The organism is Bradyrhizobium sp. CCBAU 51753, from assembly GCF_015291565.1.
Classification (GTDB): Bacteria; Pseudomonadota; Alphaproteobacteria; order Rhizobiales; family Xanthobacteraceae; genus Bradyrhizobium; species Bradyrhizobium ivorense.
Window position 1 is genome coordinate 1,818,819 of the sequence record NZ_CP030037.1, and the last position, 13,026, is coordinate 1,831,844.

Here is a 13,026-nt window from a genome sequence, read left to right on the forward strand (position 1 = left end):
CCCAAAATAGAGCAACCGATCCCGCTCTCTGCCGAGAGCTGGGCGACATCAATTTCGATAGTGAAGGATCTTAACAATGGCGCAGAGTGCAGAACATGTGCTCGATCATCTCGAACTGTTCCGCGGTCCAGAATACCAACAAATGCTGGCCGACAAGAAGTTGTTCGAAAATCCCCGCGATCCTGCCGAGGTCGAACGTATCAAGGAATGGACAAAAACGCCCGAATATCGCGAGAAGAATTTCGCGCGGGAGGCGCTTACGGTAAATCCGGCCAAGGCCTGCCAGCCGCTTGGCGCGGTATTCGTCTCAGTCGGTTTTGAGGGCACGCTGCCCTTCGTACATGGCTCGCAAGGCTGCGTGGCCTATTACCGCAGCCATCTGTCGCGGCACTTCAAGGAGCCGAGCTCCTGCGTATCTTCGTCGATGACGGAAGACGCCGCTGTATTCGGAGGGCTGAACAATATGATCGACGGCCTCGCCAACAGCTACAACATGTACAAACCCAAGATGATTGCGGTCTCGACGACCTGCATGGCTGAGGTGATCGGTGATGACCTCAACGCCTTCATCAAGACGTCAAAGGAAAAAGGCTCAGTTCCGCCAGAGTTCGATGTGCCGTTCGCGCACACACCAGCGTTCGTCGGCAGCCACGTCACGGGCTACGACAATGCACTCAAGGGCATTCTCGAGCATTTTTGGGACGGCAAGGCTGGAACGGCGCCGAAGCTGGAGCGCAAGCCAAATGAGGCAATCAACATCATCGGCGGTTTTGATGGCAATACCGTTGGAAACCTTCGCGAGATCAAGCGAATCTTGGCATTGATGGGCATCAAACACACGATTCTCGCCGATAACTCTGAAGTCTTCGATACCCCGACCGATGGCGAGTTCCGGATGTATGACGGCGGCACCACGCTGGAAGACGCGGCTAACGCGATTCATGCCAAGGCGACAATCTCCATGCAGCAATGGTGTACGGAAAAAACGCTGCCGTTCGTGTCCGAGCATGGCCAGGACGTCGTGTCTTTCAATTACCCGGTGGGTGTATCCGCAACGGATGAGGTTCTCGTGGCGTTATCACGCATCAGCGGCAAGGAGATTCCGGAGGAGCTCGCGCGAGAGCGCGGCCGCTTGGTTGATGCCATCGCGGATTCCAGCGCGCATATCCATGGCAAAAAGTTCGCGATCTATGGCGACCCGGATCTCTGCTATGGGTTGGCTGCCTTTCTGCTCGAACTCGGCGCCGAACCGACCCATGTTCTGTCCACCAATGGCAACAAGGCGTGGCAGGAAAAAATGCAAGCGCTGTTTGCAAGCTCGCCATTTGGTCAGGCCTGCCAAGTCTATCCGGGGCGCGACCTCTGGCACATGCGCTCGCTCTTGTTCACGGAGCCTGTTGATTTTCTGATCGGCAATACCCACGGCAAGTACCTGGAACGGGACACTGGAACGCCACTGATCCGGATCGGGTTTCCAATTTTTGATCGGCATCACCATCACCGCTCCCCTGTGTGGGGCTATCAGGGCGGCCTGAATGTGCTGGTGAAGATCCTCGACAAGATCTTCGATGAAATCGACAAGAAGACAAATGTTCTCGGCAAAACTGACTATAGCTTCGACATCATTCGTTGATGGCGGAGAGTGCGCGTGCCCATCGCCGGAACACTCGCCGATGGCACGCGCAAGATGGTCGGCAGAGAGTTGCTTTCGCTGAGAGGAAAAAGCTTATGAGTTCGCTAGCGGCCACGGTCAAGGATATCTTCAGCGAGCCGGGCTGCGCTAAGAATGGCAGTAAGTCGGAGGCTGAGCGCAAGAAGGGTTGCACCAAGCAACTGCAGCCGGGCAGCGCTGCGGGCGGGTGTGCCTTCGACGGTGCCAAGATTGCGCTGCAGCCCTTTACCGACGTCGCTCACCTCGTGCATGGTCCGATCGCATGCGAAGGCAATTCTTGGGACAATCGCGGCGCGGCGTCCTCCGGCTCTAGTCTGTGGCGTACCGCATTCACAACGGACATGAGCGAAACAGATATCGTATTTGGGGGTGAGAAGCGGCTCTGCAAAGCGATCAAGGAGATCATCGACAAGCACGATCCGCCCGCAATCTTCGTCTATCAGACCTGCATCCCGGCCATGATCGGCGACGATATCAACGCGGTCTGCAAGGCGGCGTCTCAAAGGTTCGGCAAGCCGGTAATTCCGATCAATTCCCCGGGGTTCGTTGGTTCCAAGAACCTCGGTAACAAGCTCGCCGGCGAGGCCTTGCTCGACTATGTAATCGGAACACAGGAGCCGGACTACGCCACACCGTACGACGTCAACCTGATAGGAGAATTTAATCTCTCGGGAGAGCTCTGGCAGGTAAAGCCGTTGTTCGAAGAGCTTGGCATCCGGATTCTGTCTTGCATCTCGGGCGATGCCAAATATCGCGAGGTCGCTTCATCCCATCGCGCACGGGCGGCGATGCTGGTGTGCTCGAAGGCCATGGTCAACGTCGCACGCAAGATGGAGGAACGCTACGGGATCCCGTTCTTCGAAGGGTCGTTCTACGGTATTCAGGATTCGAGCGATTCGCTGCGCCAGATTGCCCGCTTATTGGTTGAACGTGGCGCGCCGCAAGAGCTGCTCGAGCGCACCGAAGCGGTGATCGCACGCGAGGAGGCGAGAGCGTGGGCTGCGATCGAGCCGTACAAGCCACGATTAAAAGGCAAGAAGGCGTTGTTGATTACCGGCGGCGTCAAGTCATGGTCGGTGGTTGCGGCACTACAGGAAGCCGGCCTCGAAATGGTCGGAACCAGTGTGAAGAAGTCGACAAGGCAGGACAAGGAACGCATCAAGCTGCTCATGGGGCAAGATGCCCACATGATCGAGGATATGACGCCGCGCGAAATGTACAGGATGTTGAAGGACGCCAAAGCGGACATCATGCTTTCGGGCGGCAAATCGCAGTTCGTTGCACTGAAGGCCGCGATGCCCTGGCTCGATGTCAACCAGGAGCGTTGCCACGCCTATATGGGCTATGTCGGAATGGTCAAGCTGGTGGACGAGATCGATAAGTCGCTCTCCAACCCGATGTGGGAGCAGCTACGTCGACCGGCGCCATGGGAGGCACTGGCCAAGGCGATGATGCAGATGCAATCGCCGGTGGCCGCGATCGCGCGCGATCCGGCGCTCGCCGAAGCGGCGCGGCGCGCGAGGAAGATCTGCTTCTGCAACACAGTCGATCTCGGCACGATCGAAGATGCGATCCACGCGCATGGCCTGAGGAGCGTCGAGGCAGTCAGAGACCACACCAACGCCGTCGGCGGCTGCTGCAAGCGGCGCATCGAGGACGTGCTGGCGTCCTCGCCGCCCGCGGGGCTGCAGGCCGCCGAATAGGGAGGTGTCATGGCCATCGCCACGGTGCCGACGAAAGCATGCGCAGTTAACCCGTTGAAGATGAGCCAGCCGATCGGCGGCGCATTTGCGTTCATGGGGCTAAACGGGGCGATGCCGCTTTTGCACGGCTCACAAGGTTGCACCTCCTTCGGGCTCACCCTCTTTGTGCGGCATTTCAAGGAGGCTGTACCGCTGCAGACCACCGCGATGAGCGAGGTCGCGACCGTGCTCGGCGGCTATGAGAATCTCGAGCAGGCGATACTCAATATCTACAATCGTGCCAAGCCAAAGATCATAGGAATCTGCTCGACCGGTGTCACTGAGACCAATGGAGACGATGTCGATGCCTACCTCAAGCTGATCCGGGACAAGCATCCGCAGCTTGCGAAATTACCGCTGGTTTATGTCTCGACGCCAGATTTCAAGGGGGCGTTCCAGGACGGCTGGGAGAAGGCCGTGGCGAGCACTGTGGAGTTGCTGGTGGAAGGGCCAAACATCAATGGCTTGCGCGATCCATCGAGGGTGAATGTCCTTCCAGGCTGCCACCTCACGCCGGGTGATCTTGATGAACTTCGTACCATCCTGGAGGCTTTTGGGTTGCGGCCGTCCTTCCTGCCTGATCTGGCGGGGTCGCTCGATGGGCATATCCCTGATGACTTTACCCCAACGACCATCGGCGGCATCGGCGTGGACGAAATCGCGAGCATGGGCCGCGCAGGGTGGACTATCGCAATAGGCTGGCAGATGCGGCGAGCAGCAGAGGTCATGCAGGCCAGGACCGGCGTGCCATTTCGTCTGTTCGAGCGGTTATGCGGTCTCGGTCCGAACGACGAATTCATGACTTTTCTGAGCGAGATCAGCGGCCGCCCCGTGCCATCGAAATATCGGCGCCAGCGCGGCCAGCTCACTGACGCAATGCTGGACGCGCACTTCCATATTGGTGGTCGCAAACTTGCAATCGCGGCCGAGCCAGACCTGCTGTTCGACCTGTCCAGTATGCTGCACGAGATGGGCGCGCAGGTGAGCGCGGCCGTCACGACCACGCAGTCGGCGGTGACCGAGCGGATCAAGACCGAGGAGGTGCTGATCGGCGATCTTGAGGATCTGGAAGAGCTAGCCAGAACAAAGCATTGCGACCTGCTGATCACGCATTCGCATGGTAGGCAAGCGGCGGCTCGGCTGAAAATCCCGTTCTATCGAGCCGGTTTTCCGATGTTCGATCGGCTTGGCGCAGGGCACCAACTATCGATCGGTTATCGTGGCACGCGCGATCTCATCTTTGATATCGCCAATCTTGTGATCGCGGACCGCGAGGAGAATCATCAGCCGACGCCTGATAGATGGAGGCCTTCGGCGGCACTGCCGCTAGTGTCGGGCCACCGCAGTGCAGCTGAGAGGTCAACTGCATGAAGGTCGCATTCGCCACGCAAGACCTAAGACGCGTCGATGCCCATTTTGGTTGGGCAAAGAATATCGCTATCTACGATGTCGCGCCAAGCGGGCACGTGTTTCTCAAAGCGGTTGAGTTCGAGGGAGATCTCAAGGAAGACGGCGACGACGACAAGCTGGCGCCGAAGATCGAGGCGATCAAGGATTGCGCAATCCTGTATGTTGCCGCCATCGGCGGTGCCGGCGCTGCACGGGTCGTGGCCAACAACATCCATCCTATCAAGGTGAACAAGCCAGAAAACATCCTTGCGCTGCTCGAAAAGCTCGAGCGCGTATTGAAGGGCACGCCGCCGCCGTGGCTGCGCAAGGCCTTGGCGAAAGACCAACGGCGCACATTCGAGTTCGACGAATGAGGTGAGATGACCGAGGCCGCAGAGATGGCGCAGCAGGGCGACGCCCTCGATTCCCCGTTCCTCAAGGAGCTGGTCAAGATATGGCGCGCTCAGGATACCAACGGAGCCTGGGAGGCCAAGAGCGATTTCGAGCTGCTTGAACCCTATATCTTGGACAAGGAGAAGCGACGAGCACTGCCGATTGTCGGCGATCCTGATCCCGACACGCTGTGGCGGCTGGAGCTGTTCTTCAACGCAGTCGCACTCTCGATCGAGAGGGCCACCGGCGTGATGATCCAGCCGATGCTGAAGATGCATCATGAAGGCTTTGGCCGCATGGTGCTGATCGGGGGTCGGCTGATCGCCGTGAACAAGCAGCTGCGCGATATGCATCGCTTCGGCTTCGACAACCTCGCAAAGCTAGCGCGGGAGGGTGACAAATATGTCAGGGCCGGAATCGACTTGATCCGGAAATTTCCGGACGTGGCAAATTATTGAGGGCACTCATGAGCGATCGTGAACTACTGAAGGCGGAGCTAAAGAAACTTTCGGCCAAAGCGCTACAAGCCAAAATGGATCTGCACGACCTCTCGGAAGAACTTCCCATCAACTGGACTTCGATCATGGCGGTGGCCCAGAAGGCGCATGACGCGTATGCCGAACTCGAACGCAAGAACCATGATTTGAAGGCGCTGGAAAATAGCTAAAGGAGTCCGATTCATGTCATTTGCAACGCGCGATGGCCGCGACTGGACGCCGGACTACTTGATCTCGATCGATGCCAAAAAGTGCATCGGCTGTGGCCGCTGCTTCAAGGTGTGCGGTCGAGATGTCATGACATTGAAGGGAATCAACGAGGAGGACGAACTTGTCGACCTTGACGACGACGAGGATGATGAGATCGAAAAGAAGATCATGGTTTTGAATGATCAGGGTGCCTGCATCGGCTGCGGCGCCTGCGCCAGGGTTTGTCCGGCCAATTGCCAGACGCACGGTTCAGCCGCGGCCGAAGCTGCGTGAGCCAAGGCTGGATCTTTCTCTGCGGCAGGGGCGATGGACCCGATAGACTAGAACCATCGCTGGTCGCGTACAACCCGAACCTGAGACTGGGCCGGCGTGAGTGGTAGCCTCGATTGTTGGACGGAGGGAGCGGAGACATTGCGGTTAGGCTCGCAGAAGGCAAGCCATACATTGAGTGGTAATCCCGTGGAGAAGATCCTCCGCAAGCTCTACGTTTTCGTGGAAGGACGTCCTGCACCTATCCGGGCTCGCAGAATAGAGTGAACTAGACGCGATCCAGATTGTAATCGGTCGGAAAATGCCGGCTCCCCGAAGTAGGGCGCACTCCTCCAGATGGTTCCGATTATGTCCCGTAGCTCGTCCTCTTCAGGAAGAGGGGGCGCCGTACCTTGGCCTCGGTGCCGCCAATGATAGATTCATGACCGATCGCGTTGACGCGGAATCTGGTGACGGCAGCAGTTAGTTGTTCCTTCCGTACCCGTCTTGGTTTGGCACTGACGGTGCCGTTGCATCGGACCGGAGGGGCGGTGCAAGTGCGTATGCGAGATCGTCGAGATCGGTAGCACACTAAGAAAAGCATGGAACGGCTGATGGGGGGCAAGCGCGGGCTGGCCTTCGACGGACGGTTGCATTTGGTCGATGGCCTGCTCAAACCTATGGCGTCCCAGCGGTCTGATGTGGCGGTGGTCGCGGATCTGTATCGACAACTGGCCGGTCTCCGAAAAATCAACCATCAGCAATATCACGCAATGCGCGGCTATCGATTGCAGCTCGATGAGCAACGCGTGTTTACGAATCGCGTGCTGATAGGCTGGTCGTTACGTGGAAGCCGGACAGATGTTCTGCGCCGTGTGGGTCAGCTTACGGTCAGCTAAGCCGCGTATCCTCGTCGTCAGAGCTTGCGCGGCACGAGCTCTACAGCGTGCAATTGTGCCGATAGGAGAGCGATCTGATGTATGGCAGAATCGTTGGCTCATCCAGCCAGTCCCCAAACGCCAGCCAAGCTGATGAATCGGAAGAGGCGGGAGATAGCCCGCGTTTTGCGGAAACGCTTTCAGACGTCGGGTCAGGTGGGTCGTCGCCGGCGTCATACTTTCTGGCTTCGGATCCACCAATAGACGACATCACCGAATCTTCCTTCAATGCAGGGCTGCGGAGATTTTTGGGCGACGACATCAGGCAGATCGCCAGGAATCCACAAGAGTACTCGGATTTCGTATCCAAGAAGGCTGAGCGCGCGGCAATTGTTGCTGGAGCCTATAGAAGCACTCATTACGATCCGACCACGCCCGCGCGATTTTACAGCTATCAGTTGGGTAACGAAACTGTTGGGCTCCTAAGAGCAGGAGGTCCTATAGCGCGACAATCTGGCTGGGAAGCGCGCGACAATCAGGATGGCGAGTCGGTGTCGCGGCGAGGTGATGATTGCCGCGATGATTGTCGCGCGCAAGAGTTTTGTTGGCTCTGATTGTCGCGGAGCGTCAATCAACGAGGGTTTTTGGTGTCGCGTGCGACGGTGGCCGGCCTGGGCCGCGTTTTCGCTCGAGCGCGGTTCGCCTGCGATAGCTCTCGACGTTCATTTCGATGATGGTGGCGTGGTGAACGAGGCGATCGATGGCGGCGAGCGTCATGGCGGGGTCCGGGAAGACCTTATTCCATTCGCCGAAGGGCTGATTGGCGGTGATCAGCATCGAGCGCCGTTCGTAGCGCGCGCTGATGAGTTCGAACAGCACGCTGGTCTCGGCCTGATCCTTGGTGACGTAGGCGAGGTCATCGAGGATCAGGAGGTCGAAGCGATCGAGGCGATTGATGGCGGCCTCGAGGTTAAGCTCGCGCCGCGCCACCTGGAGCTTCTGCACGAGATCGGTGGTGCGGGTGAACAGGATCCGCCAACCGTTCTCGATGAGAGCCAAGCCAATCGCTGCCGCCAAGTGGCTCTTGCCACCGCCAGGCGGCCCAAACAGCAGCAAATTGGCGCCCTTGCCGACCCAGCCGTCGCCAGCGGCAAGCGCGGTCACCTGCGCTTTGGAGATCATCGGCACGGCGTCGAAGTCGAAGCTATCGAAGGTCTTTCCGGCCGGCAGCCTCGCCTCGACGAGATGGCGCTCGATGCGACGGCGGCCGCGTTCGGCGATCTCGTGCTCGGCGATGACGGCGAGGAAGCGGGCCGCCGGCCAACCTTCCTTGTCGGACTGTTCGGCGAACCGTGGCCACAGCACCTTGATGGCGGGCAGCCGCAGCTCGTTGAGCAACAGATTGAGGCGCGCGGTGTCGACGGTGTTGGCCGTGTTCATGCGGCGTCTCCGATCTCGCTGGCGCCGATGAGGCACTCATAGCTGGCGAGCGGGGCGAGCTGCACCATGACCTGCGGCACGCAGGCAGGATCGGGCGCGAAGTGGGCGCGCAGCCGGTTGAGGTCGGGCAGTTGGCCGGCGTCCAGGTCGGCGGCGAGCTGACCGGCGAGTTCGGCCTCGCAGCCGCGCTCGTGCGCCAGCGCAAGCAGATCGACCATGAGCCGGCAGGCTTTCCTGTCCGGCAGCCGTTCGCGCAAGCGATCGAAGGTTCGGCGATAGGCATCGCGCGGGAACAGCCGATCACGGTAGACGAGATTGAGCAGCGCCATTGGCTTGCGCCGCAAGGAATGGATCACGTGCCGATAATCGACGACCTGGTCGTGCTTGCCGTTGGGATGCGGCCGCCCACGCGACAGGGTGACGAGATGGGTGCCGCCGACGAACACGTCGAGACGATCGTCGTAAAGGCGCACCCGCAGCTGGTGGCCGATCAGGCGTGACGGCACGGTGTAGAACACCTTGCGCAAGGTGAAGCCGCCGCTTGACGTCACGCGGACAATCACCTCCTCGTAGTCCGAGGTACGGCGATCCGGCAACGCCTGCAGGGTGGCGCGCTCGTGGTCGATCCGCTTGGCGTTGCGGGCATTGCGGCGGCTGACGATCTCGTCGATGAAGCCGCGGTAGGCGGCGAGATCATCGAAGTCGGCAGTGCCGCGCAACAGCAGCGCATCGGCGATCGTCCGCTTGAGATGGCCGTGCGAGCTCTCGATCGCCCCATTCTCGTGGGCGATGCCGCGATTGTTGCGGGAAGGCCGCATGCCGTAGTGGGCGCAGAGGTCCTCGTATCGCCGGGTCAGATCGTCCCTCGCATTGCGGTCGAGATTACAGAAGGCGGCCGACAGGCTGTCGGTCCGATGCTCCCGCGGTGCGCCACCGAGCGACCACAGGGCATTTTGCAGCCCTTCGGCCAAAGCGACGAAGCTCTCGCCGCCGAGCACGACATGGGCGTGCTCGAACCCGCAATAGGCCAACCGGAAGTGATAGAGGCGATGATCGAGCGGCACGCCAGCGATGGTGATCCCCAGTTCGCCCATGTCGGTGAAGTCGGACAGGCCGACCTGGCCCACTTCGTGGGTCTGGCGGAAGATGACCTCCTGCTCCTCGCCGTGGATCGCCCGCCAGGCGCGGATCCGGCGCTCCAGCGTGCGGCGGATCCCAGCTCCGAGCTCAGGATGACGCCGTAACATCTCCTCGAAGATCGCGACAGCCCGCACGCCGGGGGCCGCCTTCAACATCGGCACGACCTCGGTCTCAAACACACTGGCCAACGGGTCCGGTCGGCGCCGGCCGCGGGCACCTTTCTTCCGCGATGGAAGGCGGGAATCCTTCTCCATTCGATAAGCGGTTGACGTGCTGAACGACGCCTTGGCAGCGGCCACTGGCGGGGTATCGGTCTGACGGTACTTCATGTAGAGCCTCATCTGGTGATCGGTAATGTGTCGGCCTGGCAAGCGAGTGATTCCTCTTGGCGGAAGAACCACTTGCATAACCAACCGGCCGCGATCACCCGACGGCGCGGTCCCCTGTGGATCGCGCCGTCGCTGGGCTCGTAACTCCGGTCGGACTACGCCCTCCCTGCGTCACGAGCCCAGCGACGCTCTCTCATCCTGATTGACGCTCCGCTTCCATCCTGATTGCCGCGCGGCAAGGTCCGGTTCTCATCGATAGAGAGGATTTCCGGCAACAGTTCGGGCGCAACGATATCACTTCTGTCGTAGACCTTCGGGTGACGCATCCCCTGGCCGAAAATGCGGGCGATATTCTGCTGGAACACCAATTGAGAAAGGATGGCGCTGATCCGTTGATCTTGTCAAACCCGGCCTTGCCCGGCATGGAACCCCGCTTGGCGGAAATGGGTTTTGTTCACTGGGATGAAAATAACTGGGTGCTTGATCCTCATCAGCATCCCGAAGTGTGGACGAAGAATGATAACAACGAGTGGCAGCGAGTAGGCAAGCCCACACAGTACCTTGCTAAGGTAGATGATGGTGATACTGCTACTGAAGAGTGGAACTCTTCTGACGATGATCCGTCATTCTACTTGGAGCGCGCCCTTGCCGGGCTGAGCATGGAGTAAAGCAGTCGCGATAATGCCACCCGGCCAGAAGTGGCCGGCCCGCATTCGCGGAGTGCACGCAGCAGCGACGGTTCTCGCTTGATAGGGCGCACGCTTTCTGCGTGCGCCCTAAGCAAAGCCTGCCTCGGATTTGGCGGTGATAGGGTTGCCGCCATCGGCAAGCTCGCCCGACTGCAAGGCGTGAATCATTGCCAGCTATCAAATCGGCTTCATTAACGAGGCGCTCGGTATTGGCACATCGATTCTGATGTCGCCGCCGAACCCAGTCTGCTCGTCAAGGCGAAGTGGCGACCGGCGAGCGCTAGTCGTAACGCAAACGTTTGCATCGCCGCTTTCGATTAGCTGCCGCTTAGCGAGACGGCCTGCGAGCGTCCAGGATTCATTGTATTCTGTTCGGCTCTGATCGGACCGCATCATTCTCATCACTGTTCAAGCCGCTACGGCCCGCGCATGCACGGGAACGTCGCCGTGTATCTGAAGATCGAGGGTACAGAGAGACGGTGTACCGCCTCTCGTCGAAGACACGCCAAAGTGACGGCCACGCCAATCCGCAGGTCTGGTTTGTTCGGCTGACCAGAACGGCATTGCCGCTCTGTGAGCGACAGCTTAGCGGTTTCCATCAAGTGATCGGAAAAGCTGATGGGCGAAAGCGAAAGCGACGCGGCCGGCCGCACCCGCGCCAATGAGTTGTGCTCGCTGTCGAGCTTGCTCGCTTGGAGTGCCACAAAGCTGAGCCGGTTGGGCGCTCCTACCGGGTCTTGCTTAATTGACGTACAGCGATAATGAGGCACGTCTCGCAATCAACGAGCAGTCAATGCAGCCAGATGCCATCTATGCGATTTGCGGCTTCGACGACATTCCAAACCGACGGGCGAGGGGATTTGACCTTATGGTCGTCGATGACGAGGGCAATCAGCGGCCGTGGTCCATCGTTGTGATCCGATGGGGTAAGAAAGTGCTTGGCTATGTCAACAAATGCCCGCACAACAGCGTCAAACTAGATTGGGAGCGAAACGAATTCCTCGATCCATATGGCGTCCGGCTGATGTGCGGCAAGCACGGATCGACCTTTGAACTGAGCACCGGGCGGTGCGTCGAAGGTCAATGCAAGGGCAGAGTGCTCACGCCGATCGCGCTGACAGTTCTGGACGGCGAAATCTGCGTTGTCGGCGTGCGTCTTGTCGAAGACGATGCGCCCTCCGATGCATGAAGCCTGCGCTCAGACCGGCCGATTTTCGTTCCGATTCTTCACGGGTTCCATCCTCTTCAGTCCATCTTCGTACGAGATCTCGTCACAGGACAGATCCAGATTCTTTGCCGCATCGAGCAGGTAATCCAGCTTGCCACTTGAATCGAGCTTCTTGATGTCGTCCTTGTTGATTCCGACCAGGTCCATCATCTCCTTCCAAACTGTGGACTCGTCGCACGGAAGGACGTGGAAAGTGGCATCGCCAAGCTTGACTCGGTATTTCGCCAGCAGATCTATGTTGTTGCAGAACATGAAGTATTTGCCGTCGGGGCTTAACGCGCTGTCCAGCACGCCTGCAACGTCGGCAAGATAGGCGAAGGAATGCAGATAGCCGGCTAGCACTGGAATGGTTCGCTCTCCATCCTGCGCGATGGTCAAAACTTGTTCGATCGAATAGTCCGGCGGCCGCTTCTCGTCCGCGACCTGGGTTTGGAATTTCAGTGCGACGTCACCGCGAAAGCCGAACCGCCCAGGCTTAATGGTCCCGCCTTTGAATACGGCATTGAGCAGGCGACCCTCCTTCTCAAGTCTGCCGAGTGCGGTGTTCTCGATTGCAGTCATTAGAACGTTCCTCGATCTAAGCGTTTCACCAACGCTTCGGCGCCGGTGCGAGATGCAATGCAAATTGCTTGCCGTCCATGTGCAGCAGTCGGCGGCGTAGCCTGGAAGGAAAAGGCATGAAATGGGCTCCGACTGCCTGAAGCAGCCCTGTCGGAAACTCGACACGAGTTCCAAAGGCAACAGGCCCGGTCTGAAAAGGCAAGCATCATCAGATGTCTGTACGCTGGCACATGACTTGCCATGAGCACGCAGTCCTAAGCAGACGAAGGATAAGCCATGATCAACCTGACGGATAGCGCGGTGAATGCAATCAAGAGTGCGATTTCATCATCGACGCAGCCAGCAAGCGGCCTGCGCATTACGGTCGAGGCAGGCGGCTGCAACGGGTTCAAATACTCGATGGGACTGGCCGAGGAACCGAAGCCCGACGACAAGGTGATCGAGTGCGGTGACCTGAAGGTGTTTGTCGACGACAAGAGCCATCAACATCTGGTCGGAACAACCATCGACTTCGTGATGGCGCTGGAGAGCTCAGGCTTCACCTTTCACAACCCGAACGCCACCTCGAGCTGCTCCTGCGGAAAATCGTTCAGCTGATAAGGAAGAAAC

Annotated in this window: 15 protein-coding genes; 12 read left to right on the forward strand and 3 right to left on the reverse strand. The window is 59.0% G+C overall.

The genetic code is table 11. The features are described 5' to 3' along the window. Positions 1 to 76 precede the first annotated feature (76 nt). From nifK to XH93_RS42050, 9 genes are all read left to right on the forward strand, one after another. Positions 77 to 1,633: a nitrogenase molybdenum-iron protein subunit beta gene (gene nifK / locus XH93_RS08410; RefSeq protein ID WP_194473133.1), complete on the forward strand. Its 1,557-nt coding sequence runs from the start codon at positions 77 to 79 to the stop codon at positions 1,631 to 1,633. Between the two features lie 95 nt (positions 1,634 to 1,728). After that, the gene (nifE, locus tag XH93_RS08415; RefSeq protein ID WP_194473134.1) at positions 1,729 to 3,375 is read left to right on the forward strand and encodes a nitrogenase iron-molybdenum cofactor biosynthesis protein NifE; all 1,647 of its coding nucleotides are present in this window, start codon (positions 1,729 to 1,731) and stop codon (positions 3,373 to 3,375) included. A gap of 9 nt (positions 3,376 to 3,384) precedes the next feature. Next, positions 3,385 to 4,785, forward strand: a complete 1,401-nt coding sequence (nifN, locus tag XH93_RS08420; protein WP_194473135.1) for a nitrogenase iron-molybdenum cofactor biosynthesis protein NifN — start codon at positions 3,385 to 3,387, stop codon at positions 4,783 to 4,785. Then, positions 4,782 to 5,177 (forward strand): nitrogen fixation protein NifX, encoded by a 396-nt coding sequence (nifX, locus tag XH93_RS08425; RefSeq protein WP_139481186.1) that lies wholly within the window; start codon positions 4,782 to 4,784, stop codon positions 5,175 to 5,177. Before nifN ends, nifX begins: the two co-directional genes overlap by 4 nt. Before the next feature lie 6 nt (positions 5,178 to 5,183). After that, the gene (locus XH93_RS08430; protein WP_194473136.1) at positions 5,184 to 5,654 is read left to right on the forward strand and encodes a NifX-associated nitrogen fixation protein; all 471 of its coding nucleotides are present in this window, start codon (positions 5,184 to 5,186) and stop codon (positions 5,652 to 5,654) included. Positions 5,655 to 5,662: 8 nt separating this feature from the next. Beyond that, entirely contained in the window at positions 5,663 to 5,863 is a 201-nt protein-coding gene (locus XH93_RS08435; protein WP_139481184.1) for a CCE_0567 family metalloprotein, read from the forward strand. Positions 5,864 to 5,876: 13 nt separating this feature from the next. Next, complete coding sequence (gene fdxB / locus XH93_RS08440) at positions 5,877 to 6,176, forward strand: ferredoxin III, nif-specific (RefSeq protein WP_139481183.1); 300 nt, start codon at positions 5,877 to 5,879, stop codon at positions 6,174 to 6,176. Between the two features lie 578 nt (positions 6,177 to 6,754). Beyond that, positions 6,755 to 7,051 (forward strand): hypothetical protein, encoded by a 297-nt coding sequence (locus XH93_RS08445; protein ID WP_194473137.1) that lies wholly within the window; start codon positions 6,755 to 6,757, stop codon positions 7,049 to 7,051. Between the two features lie 77 nt (positions 7,052 to 7,128). Next, a complete protein-coding gene (locus tag XH93_RS42050) occupies positions 7,129 to 7,644 on the forward strand; it encodes a hypothetical protein (RefSeq protein ID WP_246799514.1) in 516 nt (171 codons plus the stop codon). 13 nt (positions 7,645 to 7,657) lie between these two features. On the opposite strand, the gene istB is transcribed toward XH93_RS42050, so the two are convergent. Together istB and istA are read right to left on the reverse strand one after the other, a co-directional pair. Continuing rightward, positions 7,658 to 8,470 carry an IS21-like element helper ATPase IstB gene (gene istB / locus XH93_RS08455; RefSeq protein WP_210340453.1) on the reverse strand — a complete coding sequence of 271 codons (813 nt, stop codon included), beginning with the start codon at positions 8,468 to 8,470 and terminating at the stop codon, positions 7,658 to 7,660. Beyond that, a complete protein-coding gene (istA, locus tag XH93_RS08460; protein WP_194473139.1) occupies positions 8,467 to 10,017 on the reverse strand; it encodes an IS21 family transposase in 1,551 nt (516 codons plus the stop codon). The genes istB and istA overlap by 4 nt, the downstream gene beginning before the upstream one ends. Before the next feature lie 239 nt (positions 10,018 to 10,256). On the opposite strand from istA, the gene XH93_RS08465 reads away from it, so the two are divergent. Together XH93_RS08465 and XH93_RS08470 are read left to right on the forward strand one after the other, a co-directional pair. Then, positions 10,257 to 10,607 carry a hypothetical protein gene (locus tag XH93_RS08465; RefSeq protein ID WP_246799515.1) on the forward strand — a complete coding sequence of 117 codons (351 nt, stop codon included), beginning with the start codon at positions 10,257 to 10,259 and terminating at the stop codon, positions 10,605 to 10,607. An 814-nt stretch (positions 10,608 to 11,421) separates the two neighbouring features. Continuing rightward, positions 11,422 to 11,817, forward strand: a complete 396-nt coding sequence (locus XH93_RS08470; protein ID WP_194473140.1) for a Rieske 2Fe-2S domain-containing protein — start codon at positions 11,422 to 11,424, stop codon at positions 11,815 to 11,817. Between the two features lie 9 nt (positions 11,818 to 11,826). Here XH93_RS08470 and XH93_RS08475 read toward each other — a convergent pair whose 3' ends face one another. Beyond that, the gene (locus XH93_RS08475; protein ID WP_194473141.1) at positions 11,827 to 12,417 is read right to left on the reverse strand and encodes a hypothetical protein; all 591 of its coding nucleotides are present in this window, start codon (positions 12,415 to 12,417) and stop codon (positions 11,827 to 11,829) included. Positions 12,418 to 12,693: 276 nt separating this feature from the next. Between XH93_RS08475 and XH93_RS08480 the strand changes: the two genes are divergently transcribed. Continuing rightward, the gene (locus tag XH93_RS08480) at positions 12,694 to 13,014 is read left to right on the forward strand and encodes an iron-sulfur cluster assembly accessory protein (protein ID WP_194473142.1); all 321 of its coding nucleotides are present in this window, start codon (positions 12,694 to 12,696) and stop codon (positions 13,012 to 13,014) included. Positions 13,015 to 13,026: the final 12 nt, after the last annotated feature.

What these genes read in the sequence shown, in the direction of transcription:
- XH93_RS08475 (WP_194473141.1), bottom strand. Translation starts at nt 12,417, where the DNA reads ATGACTGCAATCGAGAACACCGCACTCGGCAGACTTGAGAAGGAGGGT.
- nifE (WP_194473134.1), top strand. Translation starts at nt 1,729, where the DNA reads ATGAGTTCGCTAGCGGCCACGGTCAAGGATATCTTCAGCGAGCCGGGC.
- XH93_RS08435 (WP_139481184.1), top strand. Translation starts at nt 5,663, where the DNA reads ATGAGCGATCGTGAACTACTGAAGGCGGAGCTAAAGAAACTTTCGGCC.
- nifN (WP_194473135.1), top strand. Translation starts at nt 3,385, where the DNA reads ATGGCCATCGCCACGGTGCCGACGAAAGCATGCGCAGTTAACCCGTTG.
- XH93_RS08430 (WP_194473136.1), top strand. Translation starts at nt 5,184, where the DNA reads ATGACCGAGGCCGCAGAGATGGCGCAGCAGGGCGACGCCCTCGATTCC.
- fdxB (WP_139481183.1), top strand. Translation starts at nt 5,877, where the DNA reads ATGTCATTTGCAACGCGCGATGGCCGCGACTGGACGCCGGACTACTTG.
- nifX (WP_139481186.1), top strand. Translation starts at nt 4,782, where the DNA reads ATGAAGGTCGCATTCGCCACGCAAGACCTAAGACGCGTCGATGCCCAT.
- XH93_RS08480 (WP_194473142.1), top strand. Translation starts at nt 12,694, where the DNA reads ATGATCAACCTGACGGATAGCGCGGTGAATGCAATCAAGAGTGCGATT.
- istB (WP_210340453.1), bottom strand. Translation starts at nt 8,470, where the DNA reads ATGAACACGGCCAACACCGTCGACACCGCGCGCCTCAATCTGTTGCTC.
- XH93_RS08445 (WP_194473137.1), top strand. Translation starts at nt 6,755, where the DNA reads ATGGAACGGCTGATGGGGGGCAAGCGCGGGCTGGCCTTCGACGGACGG.
- XH93_RS08470 (WP_194473140.1), top strand. Translation starts at nt 11,422, where the DNA reads ATGCAGCCAGATGCCATCTATGCGATTTGCGGCTTCGACGACATTCCA.
- XH93_RS42050 (WP_246799514.1), top strand. Translation starts at nt 7,129, where the DNA reads ATGTATGGCAGAATCGTTGGCTCATCCAGCCAGTCCCCAAACGCCAGC.
- nifK (WP_194473133.1), top strand. Translation starts at nt 77, where the DNA reads ATGGCGCAGAGTGCAGAACATGTGCTCGATCATCTCGAACTGTTCCGC.
- istA (WP_194473139.1), bottom strand. Translation starts at nt 10,017, where the DNA reads ATGCAAGTGGTTCTTCCGCCAAGAGGAATCACTCGCTTGCCAGGCCGA.